This window comes from Exiguobacterium sp. s140, from assembly GCF_018617035.1.
Taxonomy (GTDB): domain Bacteria; phylum Bacillota; class Bacilli; order Exiguobacteriales; family Exiguobacteriaceae; genus Exiguobacterium; species Exiguobacterium profundum.
On the sequence record NZ_JACSJK010000009.1, the window covers coordinates 1 to 18,214 of the forward strand.

15 protein-coding genes, 3 tRNA genes, 1 other RNA gene and 1 other annotated feature are annotated in these 18,214 nt (G+C 47.7%); of the genes, 5 read left to right on the forward strand and 14 right to left on the reverse strand.

The features are described 5' to 3' along the window. Nucleotides 1-387 precede the first annotated feature (387 nt). The 6 genes from KNO61_RS16870 to tadA all read right to left on the reverse strand — a co-directional run bounded on the left by KNO61_RS16870 (nt 388) and on the right by tadA (nt 4,155). On the reverse strand, nt 388-612 hold the full coding sequence (locus tag KNO61_RS16870; protein ID WP_012727752.1) for a YaaL family protein: 225 nt from the start codon (nt 610-612) through the stop codon (nt 388-390). Next, entirely contained in the window at nt 609-1,208 is a 600-nt protein-coding gene (gene recR / locus KNO61_RS16875; protein ID WP_012727753.1) for a recombination mediator RecR, read from the reverse strand. The genes KNO61_RS16870 and recR overlap by 4 nt, the downstream gene beginning before the upstream one ends. A 22-nt stretch (nt 1,209-1,230) precedes the next feature. Next, nucleotides 1,231-1,548 (reverse strand): YbaB/EbfC family nucleoid-associated protein, encoded by a 318-nt coding sequence (locus KNO61_RS16880; RefSeq protein WP_012727754.1) that lies wholly within the window; start codon nt 1,546-1,548, stop codon nt 1,231-1,233. A 14-nt stretch (nt 1,549-1,562) separates the two neighbouring features. Then, complete coding sequence (gene dnaX / locus KNO61_RS16885) at nt 1,563-3,239, reverse strand: DNA polymerase III subunit gamma/tau (protein ID WP_031424060.1); 1,677 nt, start codon at nt 3,237-3,239, stop codon at nt 1,563-1,565. A gap of 94 nt (nt 3,240-3,333) precedes the next feature. Then, an RNA gene (gene ffs, locus KNO61_RS16890) (signal recognition particle sRNA large type) lies at nt 3,334-3,601 on the reverse strand. 53 nt (nt 3,602-3,654) lie between these two features. Further along, a complete protein-coding gene (gene tadA, locus KNO61_RS16895; RefSeq protein ID WP_078145941.1) occupies nt 3,655-4,155 on the reverse strand; it encodes a tRNA adenosine(34) deaminase TadA in 501 nt (166 codons plus the stop codon). A gap of 121 nt (nt 4,156-4,276) precedes the next feature. On the opposite strand from tadA, the gene KNO61_RS16900 reads away from it, so the two are divergent. Both KNO61_RS16900 and KNO61_RS16905 read left to right on the forward strand, forming a co-directional pair. Next, nucleotides 4,277-4,912: a deoxynucleoside kinase gene (locus KNO61_RS16900; protein ID WP_214873974.1), complete on the forward strand. Its 636-nt coding sequence runs from the start codon at nt 4,277-4,279 to the stop codon at nt 4,910-4,912. Further along, complete coding sequence (locus tag KNO61_RS16905; protein WP_012727758.1) at nt 4,909-5,580, forward strand: deoxynucleoside kinase; 672 nt, start codon at nt 4,909-4,911, stop codon at nt 5,578-5,580. Before KNO61_RS16900 ends, KNO61_RS16905 begins: the two co-directional genes overlap by 4 nt. A 121-nt stretch (nt 5,581-5,701) precedes the next feature. Here KNO61_RS16905 and KNO61_RS16910 read toward each other — a convergent pair. From KNO61_RS16910 to pdxS, 7 genes are all read right to left on the reverse strand, one after another. Continuing rightward, nucleotides 5,702-5,791, reverse strand: a tRNA-Ser gene (locus KNO61_RS16910). Nucleotides 5,792-5,820: 29 nt separating this feature from the next. Further along, a tRNA-Ser gene (locus KNO61_RS16915) sits at nt 5,821-5,911 on the reverse strand. A gap of 37 nt (nt 5,912-5,948) precedes the next feature. Continuing rightward, nucleotides 5,949-6,039: transfer RNA gene (locus tag KNO61_RS16920), tRNA-Ser, on the reverse strand. Between the two features lie 138 nt (nt 6,040-6,177). Then, nucleotides 6,178-7,461, reverse strand: a complete 1,284-nt coding sequence (gene serS, locus KNO61_RS16925; protein WP_214873976.1) for a serine--tRNA ligase — start codon at nt 7,459-7,461, stop codon at nt 6,178-6,180. A gap of 51 nt (nt 7,462-7,512) precedes the next feature. Continuing rightward, nucleotides 7,513-7,721: a binding site (T-box leader), on the reverse strand. A gap of 18 nt (nt 7,722-7,739) precedes the next feature. Beyond that, nucleotides 7,740-8,987, reverse strand: coding sequence for a D-alanyl-D-alanine carboxypeptidase family protein (locus tag KNO61_RS16930; RefSeq protein ID WP_214873978.1), 1,248 nt, complete (start codon nt 8,985-8,987; stop codon nt 7,740-7,742). A gap of 85 nt (nt 8,988-9,072) precedes the next feature. Next, on the reverse strand, nt 9,073-9,648 hold the full coding sequence (gene pdxT / locus KNO61_RS16935; protein WP_047795939.1) for a pyridoxal 5'-phosphate synthase glutaminase subunit PdxT: 576 nt from the start codon (nt 9,646-9,648) through the stop codon (nt 9,073-9,075). 4 nt (nt 9,649-9,652) lie between these two features. Beyond that, complete coding sequence (gene pdxS / locus KNO61_RS16940; RefSeq protein WP_214814627.1) at nt 9,653-10,543, reverse strand: pyridoxal 5'-phosphate synthase lyase subunit PdxS; 891 nt, start codon at nt 10,541-10,543, stop codon at nt 9,653-9,655. A 287-nt stretch (nt 10,544-10,830) separates the two neighbouring features. Between pdxS and pdxR the strand changes: the two genes are divergently transcribed. The 3 genes from pdxR (at nt 10,831) to KNO61_RS16955 (ending at nt 16,414) form a co-directional block, all read left to right on the forward strand. After that, entirely contained in the window at nt 10,831-12,234 is a 1,404-nt protein-coding gene (gene pdxR / locus KNO61_RS16945) for a MocR-like pyridoxine biosynthesis transcription factor PdxR (protein WP_078145946.1), read from the forward strand. Beyond that, on the forward strand, nt 12,231-12,851 hold the full coding sequence (locus KNO61_RS16950; protein ID WP_214873980.1) for a class A sortase: 621 nt from the start codon (nt 12,231-12,233) through the stop codon (nt 12,849-12,851). The genes pdxR and KNO61_RS16950 overlap by 4 nt, the downstream gene beginning before the upstream one ends. A gap of 140 nt (nt 12,852-12,991) precedes the next feature. Continuing rightward, a complete protein-coding gene (locus KNO61_RS16955; protein ID WP_214873982.1) occupies nt 12,992-16,414 on the forward strand; it encodes an alpha-amylase family glycosyl hydrolase in 3,423 nt (1,140 codons plus the stop codon). Nucleotides 16,415-16,454: 40 nt separating this feature from the next. On the opposite strand, the gene guaB is transcribed toward KNO61_RS16955, so the two are convergent. After that, nucleotides 16,455-17,918 carry an IMP dehydrogenase gene (guaB, locus tag KNO61_RS16960; protein WP_214689692.1) on the reverse strand — a complete coding sequence of 488 codons (1,464 nt, stop codon included), beginning with the start codon at nt 17,916-17,918 and terminating at the stop codon, nt 16,455-16,457. Nucleotides 17,919-18,214 lie beyond the last annotated feature (296 nt).

Consider the following 18,214-nt stretch of genomic DNA (forward strand, 5'->3'; position numbering starts at 1 on the left):
CCGCCAGCGTTCGTCCTGAGCCAGGATCAAACTCTCCAAAGAATTTGATATAGCTCTTAAATTGACGAAGCTTGCGCTTCATTCAAAAAATGTAAAACTTATTTTTGCCTCATCGTTCAGTTTTCAAAGTTCGTCTGCCGCTCTTGGCGACTTAAATATCTTACCAAGTGGAGAAGAAAAGGTCAACCACTTTTTAAAAATATTTTTCGTTTGCTCTGTCGCTTATCTCGGCGACGTCTATTAATATATCAGTAAAATAATAACCACGCAACCCTTTTTGTTAAAAAGATTAAAGAAATATATAAAAACTTCATTCGTTCAACCGAAACGATTTTTTCTTTCATTATATAGGACTAAAAATAAAGAAGGCGCGCCATTGGCGTCGCCTTAAGAACGAAGAGACGATAACGAAACATTTCGCTTCTTTGCTTCTTTCAAATAGAAGAAGTAGAGAGCTTCCGCTTGCTTCACTTGAGCAGCTAGCTCTCCCGTGTCCTCTATGCTGACTTCAAGCATCCGACGTTTCGATTCAAACTTAGCCTTAGCTTCTAGCAGCTCAGTCAGTAGTCGTTGATCATAATCATCTCTTAACGACTTACGAAACCATTTCATAGCTCTCTTCTACCTTCCATCGCCCGAGATAGTGTCACTTCATCCGCATACTCCAAGTCTCCACCGACTGGTAGACCATGGGCGAGACGCGTCACGCGAATGCCTGTCGGTTTGAGTAGTCTCGATAAATACATCGAAGTCGCTTCCCCTTCAATGTTCGGGTTGGTCGCTAAAATCACTTCTTGAATCGACTCGTTCTCTTGTAAACGTGTCAGCAAACTTGAAACATTAATATCCTCTGGACCAATCCCTTCCATTGGACTAATGGCTCCATGAAGAACATGATACTTCCCTCTGTACTCCCGCATCTTCTCCATAGCAATCACGTCTCTTGAGTCTTGAACCACACAAACTACCGTTTCATCCCGATGTGAGTCTTTGCAGATTGCACACGGGTCAATATCCGTGATGTGACCACATACGGTACAATACTTTATGTCACGTTTCGCACTCACAAGAGATTTTGCGAACGTCAACACATCGTCTTCTTCCATATCTAATACATGGAATGCTAAACGTACCGCAGTTTTCGGTCCAATCCCAGGTAACTTCGTAAAACTCTCAATCAATCGTCCAATGGCTTCAGGGTATTGCAACTCGCATCGATCCTTTCTTCACTTAAAAGCCTGGGAGGTTCATCCCTTGTGTGAAACGTCCCATCTTATCATTCACAAGCTGATCCGCTTGTTTCATTGCATCATTGATTGCTGCTAAGACGAGATCTTGTAACATATCCACATCGTCCGGATCGACAACGTCTTCCGCAATAATGACATCTAAGACTTCTTTATGACCGCTGACGACAACTTTCACCATGCCGCCTCCCGCAGTTCCTTCAACCGATAACTCTTTTAATTCCTCTTGAGCTTTCGCCATATCTTTTTGCATCTTTTGCATCTGTTTCATCATGTTGTTCATGTTTCCCATTCCACGCATTCAGAGCGCCTCCCTTATGTTTCTTCGATTTCAACGACATCGCCAAAACGTTCCATCGCCTGCGCGACTAGCGGATCCTCGGTTTCCGGCTCTTCGACTTGTTCCGTCCGCTCTGCTTGTTTTTGAAGGATGAACTCATTTTTTAGTTCATTCCAATCCGTCTCAAGCACCGCCATGATTTCGCGACGAATTCCCGTCACTTCGAACAACGCCTGTTCAATCACATCGCGCGTACGACCATTTGAACTCACTTGCTCATAGTGCCATGTCATTCCATCTTTAAATTGTACCAGTAAGGTGTCACTTGCACAAAGGACAGCTTCACTTTCATAGAAGAGAGCGAAAATCGGACCATCTTGTATCCGAATATTCGTCATGATATCTCCCCAGCTGTCGCGAATCGCATTCAAGTGCTGTCGTTCGGCCCGCTGTAAGAGTTGGCGAATCCGTTCTTTCGGCACCCGAATCTGTGTCCGTTTCGGAGCAGGTTTCGGCTTTTCTGCTTCTCCACCTGTCACGACAACACCATTCTTCTTCACTTCATTTAATTCACGGCTCAGTTCACGCACTTGATCTTGTAGTTGTGTCATTTGCTCACTGATCGTCCGACCTTGTTCCGCGATCCGGATGAATGTTAACTCCACCAACACTTTCGGATGGTTAGATAACCTCATCTGCTGTTGGCAATCATTGAGCTCTTCAATCACTTGGAACAATTCATCCGTCGAAGTCGCTTCGACGAACTGACGAAACTCGTCAGTCGGACGAGCACGTTCCAATAAGTCAGCTGCTTGTGGAGATGCTTTCAAGAGTAACGCATCCCGATGAACGAACACTAAATCTTCGATGAAACGTTTCAAGTCCTTCCCTTCACGTAACATCAATTCAAGCGTACTCAAAATGGCATTTAACTCTTTTCGCTGGAGACCATACGCCATGTCGAGCAACGTTTCATCCGTCACGGCACCCGTGACTTCTAACACCGCTTCTTCCGTCAACCGCCCATCACTGAATGCGAGCGCCTGATCAAGTAAGCTAAGGGCATCTCGCATCCCGCCATCGGCAGCACGTGCGATGAGTTTCAACGCTTCCGGGTCATAGTCATGGTCTTGGTCGTTTAAAATATAGGCCATCCGCGTTTGCAATTGACTCACTTCATGCCGTTTGACATCAAATCGCTGACAGCGGGAAATGATCGTGGCCGGAATTTTATGTGGTTCTGTCGTGGCCAAGATGAATATCGCATGTGCCGGTGGTTCCTCAAGCGTCTTTAACAACGCGTTGAATGCACCGGTCGATAACATATGCACTTCATCAATGATGTATACTTTGTAACGCCCTTGGGACGGCGGATATTTGACTTTGTCTCGAATCTCCCGAATTTCGTCAACCCCGTTGTTCGATGCGGCATCAATTTCAAACACGTCGGGACTCGTCCCTTCCGTGATGGCGATACACGTCGGACAGGTGTTACATGGTTCACGTGTCGGCGCGCTTTCACAGTTGATTGCCTTGGCAATGATTTTCGCCAAACTCGTCTTCCCTGTTCCACGCGGGCCAGAAAACAGGTACGCATGTGACATCCGCTCCTCTAACAGAGCGTTTTGAATCGTACGTGTGATATGGACTTGACCGACGACCTCTTGAAACGATTGAGGTCGATATACACGATATAACGCTTGATACGCCATGAGTTCGCCTCCTTCCTTACTGTTCTTCTCTATCTCATCATACAAAAAAATCTACAGCCCGGGGGCCATAGATTGAAGTTATAAAATAAATCTGCCGCGCACCGATTTCTGAAAGCACGTCAACATGCGTTACTCATGCAGTTTGCTCAGCCCAAGCACCCCTGCGGCACACGGTACGTCACCACTTAAGGCTGCTTCCTTCCGGACCTGACCTGGTTCATGGGTGACCGTTGCGCAGGACTCAGACGTCAACGCCACTTACATAAGGCAGACCACACCAGCGCACTCCCTCGAATCGGGATTCAGTCTCGCTACAGCGGATTGCGAGTGACAGGGCACCGCTACCTCCCCACCTAGCACGGCAAATGGGTAAATGAAATTAGGCACTACCTCGAGTGCTATTACATTATACTGTTTAATCGATTGGGTTGCAACCTCTCTGATTGAGTCGTTCTTGTTTCTTCCTTTCTCGAAGCGCTCGGAAGAAATCTGTTAGGAGCTGTCCACATTCTTCTGCTAAAACATTTTCTGTCACTTCGGCTTGGTGATTGAACCGCTCATCCTGCACCAAGTTCATCAACGTCCCACAACATCCACCTTTCGGGTCGTGGGCACCGAAAATGACACGTTTCACGCGAGACAACACGATTGCGCCCGCACACATCGGGCACGGTTCAAGGGTAACGTATAGTTCGCAGTCTTCTAATCGCCAATTCTCTAGTGTCTCATTGGCCGTTTCAATCGCAATCATCTCGGCATGTGCTGCCGCCAATCGATCCGTTTCACGACGATTGTGCCCGGTTGCGATCACCTGGTCTCCCTTCACGATCACACAACCAATCGGCACCTCGCCGATGGCTTCTGCTTTCTTTGCTTCTTCGATGGCTAATTGCATAAATCGTTCATCACGTTCCATCGATTCACCTCATTTCTTATTTAAAACTATGAAAAAAAATGAAAATCAAATCCCTCGCCATATCGCTCGTATTGTGTGCTAGAATGGAACTTGCACTTTGGATAATGGAGGATGACATCATATGTTTATAACGGTAGAAGGACCGATTGGTGTCGGGAAAACATCACTGGCCCATATCATCAGTCAGCATTTCTCGATGCAGATGCTGAATGAAATTGTAGAAGAGAACCCATTTCTCGGCAAGTTTTATGAAGATATCGAAGAATGGAGTTTCCAAACGGAAATGTTCTTCTTGTGCAATCGATTCAAGCAGTTGGATGATATTCACAAACACCACTTGAGTCAGCAAAAATCCGTCGTTTCGGACTATCATATTTTCAAAAACTTGATTTTTGCTCACCGTTCGCTGAAACCGGCACACTTGAACAAGTACGAGCAGATTTATAAGATTTTGACACATGATATGCCGAAACCTGATGTCGTCATTTACTTACATGCCAGCATTGAGACATTAATGAAACGAGTCGCCTTGCGTGGACGTGAAGTGGAAGAGAATATGTCTCGTGATTACCTCGAACAACTTGCTCACGACTATGAGACGTTTGTTGAATCATATCGCGCGGCCCATCCAGAAGTGAAGATTCTCTCGTTCAGTGGGGATGAACTCGACTTTGTACACAATCCGGACGACTTGACTCATGTCCTAAAAACGATTGAGCGTGAATTAGAATTAACTAAAGGAGCCCAAATAAAATGAAGCTGATTGATAAATATAACATCCCGAACGATACGATCATTACAATCGGTGGAATGGTTGGGATCGGGAAATCAACGATCACCAATTCGTTAGCCGATGCATTGAATTTCCGAACGTCTCTCGAAAAAGTAGATACCAACCCTTACCTCGATAAATTCTATCATGATTTCGAACGTTGGAGCTTCCATCTTCAAATTTACTTCTTGGCAGAACGTTTTAAAGAACAGAAGAAAATCTTCCAATACGGTGGCGGCTTCATCCAAGATCGTTCAATCTATGAAGATACAGGCATCTTCGCCAAGATGCACTATGAAAAAGGGACGATGTCACCAACAGACTACGAAACGTATTCTAGTTTGTTCGAGGCAATGGTGTTGACACCGTTCTTCCCGCACCCGGATCTATTAATCTATCTCGAAGGTTCGTTCGAACAAGTACTCGAACGCATTCAGATGCGCGGTCGCGAGATGGAGCAGCAAACACCAATCGCTTATTGGGAAGAAATGTACGCCCGCTACACAGAATGGATCAACAACTTCAACCTGTGTCCGGTATTGCGTCTCTCGATTGAAGAGTACGACCTCATCAACGACCCTGATTCAGTTGAACTCATTCTTGAGAAAATCGAAAAGCAACTCACGATTGCGCGCGAAGCAAAAGTGAGATAATCAATAGAAGGATTGCGCCAACGACAGCGTGATCCTTCTTTTTTGTGCATAAAAAAATCCACAGCGCTTATGTCTGTGGATACAAAAAATGCATCTGCCTCTGCAGATGCCCGATTGAAAGCGGAGTTGGTGGGATTCGAACCCACGCGAGCCTTGCGACTCCTAACGGATTTCGAGTCCGTCCCCTTCAGCCGGACTTGGGTACAACTCCAGGCCTAAAAAAGTGTAAAAAAAAGAAAGTGGAGGAGGTGGTGGGATTCGAACCCACGCAGGCTGTTACACCCCTGACGGTTTTCAAGACCGTTCCCTTAAACCACTTGGGTACACCTCCAGAAGATATAAAATTGTGTGAGCCTCCAAAAAAGAAATGGAGGAGGTGGTGGGATTCGAACCCACGCAGGCTGTTACACCCCTGACGGTTTTCAAGACCGTTCCCTTAAACCACTTGGGTACACCTCCAAAGCTCATATGCAATTCGTGAGCAACAGTGTCGCTCGACATGATTTATAGTACCAACTGAAGAGACAGATGTCAAACCCTTTTGTGAAAAAACATTAAAAAAATTGAGCAGCCTCAAAATCGAGGCTGCTCAAGCGTTTAGTTCGGCATTTCAATCTTTTCTTTTCCACCCATGTAAGGACGAAGAACTTCTGGAATCACGACCGATCCATCCGCTTGTTGATAATTTTCAAGAATCGCTGCGACCGTTCGTCCGACGGCCAAACCTGAACCGTTCAACGTATGCACAAACTCAGGTTTCGCATTGGCGTCACGACGGAAACGAATTCCCGCACGACGCGCTTGGAAATCTTCAAAGTTTGAGCAAGACGAGATTTCACGATAGACCCCTTGTGCCGGCATCCATACTTCAATATCGTATTTTTTCGCGGCAGTGAATCCGAGATCTGCCGTACACATGCTGAGCACTTGATAAGGAAGGCCTAGACGTTTCAATACTTCTTCAGCATGACCTGTCAACAGTTCCAATTGCTCATAAGACTCTTCCGGTTTTACGAAGCGGACGAGCTCGACTTTATTGAATTGGTGCTGACGGATCAACCCACGCGTGTCACGTCCCGCTGACCCAGCTTCAGAACGGAAGTTTGCACTATATGCAGTATACGCGATTGGAAGTTGTGTTTCCGCAAGAATTTCTTCACGGTGCATGTTCGTGACCGGTACTTCAGCAGTCGGAACGAGGAAGTAGTTCGTATCCGCTACTTTAAATGCATCCTCTTCAAATTTAGGAAGCTGACCCGTTCCTGTCATCGAATCTCGATTGACCATGTAAGGAGGTAACACTTCAGCGTACCCATGCTCATCTGAATGAAGGTCCATCATAAAGTTGATGAGGGCACGTTCTAAGCGAGCGCCTAATCCTTTATAGAAGACGAAGCGGCTACCTGTTACTTTTCCAGCGCGCTCGACATCGACGATTTGAAGGTCTTCCATCACGTCCCAATGTTGCTTAGGCTCGAAATCAAACTCAGGCTTTGTCCCGATTTCGCGAATCGTCACGTTGTCGTCTTCCGTTTCGCCGATTGGTGTTGATTCGTGCGGGATATTTGGGATGCTGAGTAAAATCAAGTTGAGTTCTGCCTCAACTTCGCGTAAATCTTCGTCCAACAGTTTGATTTCATCGCCGAGGCGACGTGTCTCTAAAATCGGACCTTCGGCATCTTCTTTGTTCCGCTTCAATTCAGCGATCTGTTTTGTCGCTTCGTTGCGCTTCGCTTTCTTCACTTCGACTTCGTTGATCAAGTCGCGACGTTTCTCCTCTAGTTGTGGGAAGCGGTCAAGTGCACTCAAGTCTTCCCCCCGGTGAGCTAACTTTTCTTTAATCCCTTCAAAATCCTGTCGCAAACGTTTAATGTCTAACATTGCTATTCCTCCTTTTTCATATAAAAAAGGTGGTTCGTCCCTTTCCCGTAGGAAAGGGACGAACCACCTTGGATCCGCGTTGCCACCCTCGTTGCCCAAATGTTTGAGCCACTCGATGCACGTAACGTGTGCGAACGTGACTTGTTTCCAAGTCAATGCTCCGAGGCCGATTCGGTCACGTCATCTCACTAGTTTGCACCAACCACTAGCTCTCTGTCAGTAGACGTACGTAACGTACTTATTCTCATCATCGCATCTGTCATTGAATTAATCTTACTTTACAACATCTCAACTTGTTCGACAAGACTGATTTTTCCAAGTGCGAGTCGGATTTGATCGAGGAAATCCAAAAAAGCTCGCGTTATTCTCGTCAAGAACGAGGCGGTATCGACCGACTCCGCTGTAACAAGTGCCATCTTAGGAGGAGCCTCTCCCTCTAAATAGCGTACGTTCTCCGAAGAATCGATGGTGACCATGCCTGCCTGTGTGTCAGCCTTAATCGGAGCCTCTAAATCAAGCAGATCATATTCGGGCTCCGGTACGGGTCTTCCTTTTTCGACTAATACTTCAAAGTCGTTCGTCATTCGGACCGCGACTTGCTCTTCCTCGCCTTGAGAGACCGTTGCCATCTTGGAGATTGTCTCCCCCATCCGCAAGATTGGGGTCATCACGAAATCCGCATAAGCATAATCATGTAGCGCTTTCGTTGCTGCATAACGTCCCTCGTCCGATGTTGCACCGAGGACGACCGACAAAACGGTACGCCCATCCCGTGTGGATACGCCGATGAAACAATATCCCGCCTCATTCGTCGTGCCTGTCTTGAAGCCGAGCATTCCCGGATAAGCGAGGTCACGATTAGCGAGCATGCGATTCGTCGCATCAAATCGAACACCGTCGACGTCCACGTATGCCCGCTTCGTCACGTCGAGCACTTCCGGATACGTCGTCAAATACGCGATCGCGAGCTTCATCAAGTCCTTAGCAGACGTCAAGTTGTCTCCTGATAGGCCAGCGGATTCAGAATCGAGTCCTGAGGCGTTCGCGAACGTCGTTTGCGTCATCCCTAATTCATCAGCCCGGCGATTCATCTCTTTGACGAATGCCTCTTCCGAACCGGATACGGCCTCCCCGAGCGTTACGGCCGCTTCATTCGCTGAACGAATCAACGCGGCATCGTATAATTCTTTGACGGTATATGGTTTATTTAACAGCGGGATTCGTGCCAACCCCGGCTTTCTCGTCAACGCCAAAGCAGCATCGCTCGGTGTGATTTCTTGTGTCCAACTGAGTTTCCCTGCCTGAATCGCCTCACGCGTCAAAAATGCAGTCATCAGCTTCGTGATTGAAGCCGGCTGAAGCATCGAATCTTCTTGTTTGGCAAATAGAACTTGTCCTGTCGTCACGTCTACAAGCATCGCGCTTGCTGCATCCACTTTCGGAGCGGCCGCAGAGGCAGCCGATGGCAAGATGGTCTGCATGACGAATACGACTGTGAGCAATATGATGAAATAACGAGCCTTCACATCGTTTCCCCTTTCTGTACGCTTCTTTGTTCAGTGTAACAAAAAATAAGTTTGAAGGACCCCCTTTTTGCGAGGTCCTTCAAACTTATACATGTTGACTCTGATTCGCTTTGACCATCTCGATAAAATAGCGATGTAACGAGAGGTCATCCGTCAATTCGGGGTGGAACGAGCAAGCAAGATACTGATTGTAACGGACCGCCACAATCGCTTCCTCGACTTCAGCGAGCACATCTACTTCTGGTTCAACGCGCGCAACTTGTGGGGCACGAATGAAGACCGCTTCGACTGGCTCATCGATTCCTTTCACTGGAAGGTCGACTTCAAAACTGTCGACCTGACGTCCGAACGCATTGCGTTTCACTGTCATCGGGATTTTCTTCAAGTGGGCGTCATACCCTTCGACTTCGTTCGCGAGAAGAATCATGCCGGCACATGTGCCGAACATCGGTAACGTTTCCATCTCTCGAAGTGGTTCGAGCAGACCGTAACGGTCGAGTAATCGCCGCATCGCCGTACTCTCTCCCCCTGGTAACACGAGTCCGTCAATCGCTTGCAAGTCTTCTAGCGAGCGGACTACAACGGTTTGGGCACCGAGCGCTTCCAGCATGCGAACATGCTCCCGAATCGCGCCTTGCATCCCTAATACGCCAATCGTCACCATCTTACCAGCCTCGTGGTGCCATGAGTTCTTCTTCTTTGAGCGTGCGGACGTCAAGTCCTTTCATCGCCTCACCCAATCCTTTTGACAAGTGTGCGATCCGCTCATAGTCATCGTGGTATGTCGTTGCTTCCACGATGGCACGTGCGAATTTCTCTGGATTCTCTGCTTTGAAGATCCCTGATCCGACAAAGACTCCGTCTGCCCCGAGATGCATCATCAAGGCAGCGTCCGCTGGTGTCGCAATTCCACCTGCCGCAAAGTTTACGACCGGGAGACGACCCGCTTCACGAATCTGCATCAATACTTCAAACGGTGCACCGAGGTCGCGCGCCTCTGTCATGACCTCATCCACACTCATCGACAAGAGACGTTTCACTTGCGCTTGGACTGTACGCATATGACGAACCGCTTCGACGATGTTCCCTGTTCCCGGCTCCCCTTTTGTACGAATCATCGCTGCCCCTTCACCGATACGGCGGGCTGCTTCACCGAGGTCGCGTGCTCCACATACGAACGGCGCCGTGTAGTCGCGCTTGTACAAGTGGAACTCTTCGTCGGCTGGTGTCAAAACTTCGCTCTCGTCAATGAAGTCGACCCCCATTGACTCGAGGACGCGTGCTTCAGCGATGTGCCCGATCCGGCATTTTGCCATAACCGGTACAGATACTGCCTCCATGACGTCTTCAATGATTGTCGGGTCAGCCATACGGGCAACGCCACCCATTTTACGGATATCTGATGGTACACGTTCGAGCGCCATAACAGCCACAGCACCGGCAGCCTCAGCAATCTTCGCCTGTTCGGCGTTGATGACGTCCATGATGACGCCACCTTTTTGCATTTCTGCCATCCCACGTTTTACTTTATCTGTCCCTACTTGTCTCTTTTCCATTGAAATCCCTCCATTGGTTCGTGTTCTACTTGCTAGTATAAGTTGTATTGACTATATTAAAAGTGTCAGTTTCTTATTATTTAAAGTGGTCAGTTTAAATAAAGGACTCCATTTCATCTATCCCGAACCTGTTGAAGTATAAAGGAGGAATACGTATGTTAAACCGTGATTCGTTTGATGGGGGTCATCGTGCCTCATTTGGTACACCCGGGATTGTCTCTTTCATCATTATTCTTGGGTTTATACTCTACTTCTTTTTTGGTTCGTAAAGAAAGGAACGTCACACCATGGATATGCTTACCTTATCGCTTGATCAAGAATCGTCCATCCCGCTTTACGAGCAATTGTATAAACACATTCGGGATGCCATCCTCGACGATACGTTAAAGACAGGAACCAAATTACCTTCAAAGCGTAAGCTCTCTCAATTTTTAGATGTCTCGCAGACCACGGTCGAGTTCGCGTATGCCCAGTTACTCGCCGAAGGATACATCGAGTCCATTCCTCGAAAAGGATTTTATGTGTTACCTCAAGAGGAACTGTACGTCCGGCGCTCGAGTAGTACCATCACACCAGCCCCTCAGCGAAAGACATATGATTATGATGTTTCCCCGAGTCAAATCGACACGACTGCCTTCCCGTTTGAACGATGGAAGCGACACATCAAACATGTCGTCGATGACGTGAATCATGAATTACTTGCGTTAGGTTCTGTTCAAGGAGATCTAGAATTACGCCAAGAAATCGCCACATATCTTTATCACTCCCGTGGCGTACAGTGCTCACCAGAACAGATCATCGTCGGGTCCGGTACGGAACAGCTGTTGCCACAACTCTTGAATCTATTACCGGACTCGTCTATCTTCGGGATCGAAGACCCTGGTTATCCGCTCACGCGATTGTTGTTCGAACAACAAGGACGCACATCGATTCCTATTCCCGTAGACGATAGTGGTGTTTGTGTGAATGAGCTCGAGCGTCATGCAATCGATGCACTATATGTCACACCTGCTCATCAATTTCCGACAGGGACCGTCCTGTCTGTCAGTCGAAGGCAACGTTTGTTAAATTGGGCACTCGTCCATCAGACGTATATCATCGAAGACGATTACGACAGCGAGTTTCGCTATAGCGGCAAGCCGATTCCGTCACTGCAGAGCATGGACCCGAACGAACGGGTTATCTATATCAGTACGTTTTCAAAATCTCTCATGCCATCCTTACGCATCGGCTATATGGTCTTACCGACACCCTTGTTAAACCGTTACCGGGAACGACACCAGTATTTCACCTGTAGCGTTCCCCGGTTCGAACAACAGACGTTGGCCTTATTTATGTCGAGCGGTGACTTTGAGAAGCATTTGAACCGGATGCGAAAAATATACCGTCGTAAGTTAGAAAGTGTCCTCGCAGCCTTCCGACCATTCGAACCGACCGTCACCGTGACCGGAGCAAGTGCCGGATTGCACGTCGTGTTGACCATCGCGACCGAGCGAACAGAACAAGAATTGAAGCGGTCCGCCGAATCCGCCGGAATCGCCATTAAATCCATGAACGACTATCGCATCGTGCATCCGGACTCCCACAAGCAATTTCTATTCGGGTTTGCGCATTTGCCGGAGTCGACTTTACCTGACGTGATCGTTCAGTTGATGCTTGCGTGGGAAGTTTCAAAAGGAGGGAAGTCATGAATCGACGTATCCGGTGGCTCATCGGACTTTTACTCATTGGGAGCGGCGTCCTCTTTTTGACGAGTCCGATTTGGAAAAATGCCATTGCCAGTTCGACGAGTGAATACGTGGTGGAACAGATGAAATTTCAAGAAGAGAGCGAATTTGATCCAAGTTATGATTTCAAAGCCGTCAGTCCACTCTCTGTATCGGACGTCCTACAAGCGCGCAATCGGTTTCATAATTTGCCGACAATCGGCGTGATTTCAATTCCCGATGTCTCACTGAAACTTCCCATCATGAAAGGATTGGACAATGAAAGTCTCGCGGTAGGCGCCGGAACGATGCATCCTGAACAAGAGATGGGCAAAGGGAACTATGCGCTCGCCGGCCACTATTTACAACGAGCGACCGCTCTATTCGGACCGCTCCATGAAATCGAGGTCGGTGCGACGATCTACCTTCAGGATGAAGTGCAAACGTACGAGTACGTAGTCACTTCGCTTGAAACCGTCTCTCCTGAACGAGTCGATGTATTAGATGACACCTCAACCCCAACCATCACGTTAATCACGTGTACGTTCGATACGACAGAGCGCCTGATTGTAAAAGGAAAGCTCGTCGCTCCATCCTCTTGACCGTTTCTCCTTTCAAAATAGGAGAGGCGGTTTATTATTTTTGCAAAAACATATTGTGAGCGCTTTCAAATTCCGCTAAACTATTTTTGAAAACGTTTGCATAAAAGTGTGCAAATATATTTGACAGGAAGAGGTGCCTCATGAAAAAAACAACCGCTCGTCAGGCTTCGACGCTGATCCTTTCCGGAGCATTACTCATTCAAGCCGGTGTCCCGATGAACGCATTGGCCGAACCGACTACGATGACGATTGATGGATCGAAAACAGACTGGACTTCAACCCCAGCCCTTGCGACTTCCCCGGCTACGGGTTGGCAAGGATTTGATGTCGGTGATTTATACATACAAAACGATGCTCAACATCTTTATTTTTACGTAGATGCGAACAATGTCCCGAATTGGGGCGACAACGGACAATACATTAACATCGCCCTTCAAATTAACGATGAAGATTCTGGCGTCTCTGAAAATCCCCTCGGATACCCATTCGACTTTACAGGCGTCGACAAGGCACCTCAATATCATGTTCTCGTTCGTGTCGATGGCGATCAAAAAGTCAAAGAGGCCGCCCTTTATAAGGCCGGACAGGATACCCCACTCTTACAATTGAACCAATTGAACGGTGCGGCTTTCGCAGTAGACCGGACGAAAGGATTCGAAGGAAAGATTCCATTATCCTTACTCGGGCTAAACAATGGAGACCAAGTTCGTGCCTTGACTGTATTGAGCGGCAATAATGCAGGAGAGCATGGTGCGTTCGATACGATTCCAAGTAACGCGGCCAACCAACTGGCGAACAGCTGGAACGTCGCTGCTACTCCGTCGACGCAATCCGTATATAGTGCCCCGTTCACGTTAAATGGGGTGGAGACGATTGATCAGCTTGAGGTCGTTTCGGTGACCCCGGCTTCATCCTCGATCGACGTGGATGTGTCTACCCCAATCACATGGACGTTCAACGAACCTGTCCGTCTCGATACTGAAGCAGCCACGCTTCAACAAGGAGAGACAAAAATCCCGGTCGACGTGACAACGAACGGTTCGACCGTGACGCTTCAGCCGAAAGAGGCACTCGCACTCGACACGTCATATACGACGACCATCCCAGCGGATGCGGTGACAGGGATGATTTCCAACACGTCACTCCCTGCCTTGACGACTTCGTTCAAAACGGCAACCAAGCTCGCCGATCCATGGGAAACGACTCGTTATATCGAGATGAAGTATGTCCGCGCGGATGGAGATTATACGGATTGGAACTTGTGGACGTGGAGCACCGGTAAAAAAGACGGCCAAGTTGACCCGTATCGCATCACGGAGGACGAGGCCATCTTCCGAATTCCCGTTGGCCAAGACGCCACCAAAGTCGGATTTGTGATCCGAAAAGGAACGGATTGGGCTGTGAAGGACGCATACGGAGAAGACAGATACGTCACGCTCGGAGAAGACCGTGTCACGAAGGTCCTCGTCGAAAGCGGCAAAGGTGTGTTCCATCAAGTTCCGACAGTCAACGGACCAGTGTACGGTACAGACGGGATCAGTTTCTTCTACCGCGATGTAGCACTCTATGAATCCGGAAAAATGAATGAAATCGAACAGGTCGCACTCAAAATCAATGATGAAACTTATCCAATGACGTATGAGCCTGAAAACGAATGGTTCCGCCACACAGTGCGTTTGCCTGAAGGCGTTCATGATTACACGTACCTCGTCACAAAAGACGGGGTGACGACTGAAGTGAAGGATCCGTACTTTGAGGCTTCTCAAATCGAGTATCGCCAACCGACCGTCAAACTCACTTCTTCAGTCAGTCCAAAAGCGATTAGCTCCAGAGAAAATGCCGTCCTACGGGTAAAACCAACCTTACCGAAGGGAGTGACGCTTCGTGAACTCTATATCGATGCACGACCTCTCGGAGGACCCGCTAAGTTGCACATCGACCGTGCATTGAATGCTCAAACCATTGCGGTGAAAGATACGATCAAACCAGGAAACAAGACGCTCTCTGTCACAGCCGTCGACCAGTATGGAAATGTCCATCGCTCGAAGACCACCATCCGTGTCGTTCCGAAATCGATGAAAGAGAAACAAGCATTTGATTGGGATGAGGCACGAATCTACTTCATGCTAACCGACCGCTTCTATAACGGGGACGTGTCCAATGATAATCCGAACCGTGAGTACTATGATAAAGACCATCTGGAATCGTACCATGGTGGAGACTTTGCGGGTGTCACAAAAAAACTCGATTATTTAGACGACTTAGGCATCAATACAATCTGGATTACACCGATTGTGGATAACATCGATTGGGATTTGCGTTATGGGAAAGATGGGTCTCAATATGGCTATCACGGATATTGGGCGAAAAACTTTGAAAAACTTGATGAACACCTTGGAGATATGGCCGCATTCCATAAATTGATTGACGAGGCGCATAAGCGTGGCATCAAAATTATGGTCGATGTCGTCTTGAACCATCCAGGCTACGGCATGGAACCAGGTGCAAGTTCAGCCGTCACGAATTTCCCGACGGATGCAGAACGACAAGTATTCGATGGCATGATTCGCGAGAATCCGGTCGATGGGGACGACCTCAGAATGTCCTTATCTGGTCTTCCTGATTTCAAGACCGAGGAAGCGGCCGTGCGGGAGCAATTGGTCAAATGGCAGACGGATTGGATCAAACGTTCGAAAACGAAAAAAGGAAATACGATCGACTATTTCCGTGTCGATACGGTCAAACATGTAGATTCAACGACGTGGAAATCATTCAAAAATGAGCTGACAACAATCAAGCCGGATTTCAAACTCATCGGCGAACACTATGGTGCCAGCATCAACAACACAGGCGGCTATTTGAGAAGTGGTCAAATGGATTCCTTGCTCGACTTCGATTTTAAATACCAGGCTGAGCGATTCGTAAACGGCAACATTGAAGATGTAGAAAAAGCGCTTCAATACCGGAATAACCAATTATCGAATGAAGCAACACTTGGACAATTCTTAAGTAGCCATGACGAAGATGGATTCCTCGTCTCGCGTGCAGGTGGAGACACAGGCAAGCAAATGGTCGCTGCTGCCCTTCAGATTACGGCCAAAGGTCAACCGGTCATCTATTACGGAGAAGAGGTCGGACAATCTGGTAAACATGCAGGGGATATGGACAAAGGTGAATTTAACGAGAACCGCTATGACTTCGACTGGTCACGTGTCAAAGGGGAAGGGAAAGCGATGCATACGCATTACCAGAAACTATTGAATATCCGTGCAGACTATTCTCACGTATTCAGTAAAGGAACACGATCATCCGTCGCTGTGAATGCTACTTCTGGTTATTCGATCTTTGAGCGGGCCTACGGCAAACAGTCTGTTCTTGTCGGATTGAACACGAAAGAGAAAGCACAAACCGTTTCATTTAAGACGTCGTACAAGGCGAAGACCGTTTTGATTGACCGCTATAGCGGCAAGTCATACACGGTTCAAAAAGACGGGAAGGTGACCGTCTCACTTCCTGCACAAGATCAAGGAGGAACTGTCATTTTAGTCGAGAAACGCAAATAAAGAACCGCCATCCTGAGTGAACAGGATGGCGGCTTTTTCATTAACGTGAATAGTTTGGTGCTTCTTTTGTGATGTTGACATCGTGTGGGTGGCTCTCTTGGAGTCCAGCACCTGTCATACGAATGAACTGTGTATCTTCACGAAGGGCACGAATGTCGGCAGCGCCGCAATACCCCATACCTGAACGAAGACCACCGATCAATTGATAGACCGTGTCAGCCAGTTCACCGCGATACGCGACGCGACCTTCGATACCTTCTGGAACGAACTTTTTGTCTGCTTCCTGGAAGTAACGGTCTTGGCTTCCGCGTTTCATCGATGCTTCCGATCCCATACCACGGTACGTCTTGAATTGACGACCTTGGTAGATTTCCATCTCACCTGGGCTCTCTTTCACACCTGCGAGCAAGCTTCCGAGCATGACTGCGTTGGCTCCTGCGGCAATCGCTTTGACGATATCACCAGAGTACTTGATTCCACCGTCAGCGATGACTGAGACACCGTGCTCTTTCGCTTCTGTCACACAGTCATAAACTGCTGTGATTTGCGGAACACCGACACCTGCGACGACACGTGTCGTACAGATCGAGCCTGGTCCAATCCCAACTTTAATGACGGATGCTCCTGCTTCAATCAATGCACGCGTCGCTTCTGCTGTTGCCACGTTCCCTGCGATGATTGGAAGGGATGGGAACATATCACGTAACTCACGAACCTTTTCAAGTACGCCAGCTGAGTGACCGTGTGCTGTATCGATAACCAATGCATCCACACCTGCTTCAACCAACACTTGAGCACGTGAAGCCGCGTCTTTCGTCACACCGACTGCAGCTGCGACAAGAAGACGACCTTGCTTATCTTTTGCTGCGTTCGGGAACTGTTCGACCTTTTCGATATCTTTCGTCGTAATGAGACCTTTCAATACACCGTTCTCATCGACAAGTGGAAGTTTCTCGATGCGATGTTGATGAAGGATACGCTCGGCTTCTTCAAGCGATGTACCCACTTTTGCTGTGATGAGGTTCTCTGTCGTCATGACATCTTTGATTACCGTCGAATAGTCTTTGATGAAGCGAAGATCACGATTCGTTAAAATACCAATCAATTGACGTTCATCTTCTGAGTTGACGATTGGGACGCCCGAAATACGATACTTACTCATCAAGTATTCTGCATCGTATACTTGACGGTCTGGAGTTAAATAGAACGGGTTTGTGATGACACCATTTTCTGAGCGCTTTACGCGATCGACGTGCTCAGCCTGCATTTCCATCGACATATTCTTGTGAATGACACCTAAACCACCTTGACGGGCCATAGCAATCGCCATTGGGGCTTCAGTAACGGTATCCATACCGGCACTGATGATTGGAATATTTAATTCGAGTCCTTCACAGAGCTTCGTGCTTAAATCAACGTCACGTGGTAAAACATTTGAAAACCGTGGTACGAGTAATACATCATCAAATGTTAAACCTTCTTTTGCAAACTTATTTTCCCACATAAAAATTGATGGCCCCTTTCTCGTTCTACCTACATCTTTGTTTCGAAATATTTCTGTAATGGTAACAGGTATAACGTAAAAGTGCAATTCAATTCCCGATGTTCAGAAAGTTCAGAATTGTGTTCATTGGCTTAAATTATATGCAAATTGTTCGGAATTTCATTGTATGGATCAGTAAATCTTGGAGTTCGGTTTCATTATGAACGTAAAAAAACGACCGAGCGTATGCTCGGTCGTCCTCTGCGTTGTTGCCTGGCAACGTCCTATCCTCACAGGGGGAGATCCCCCAACTACTT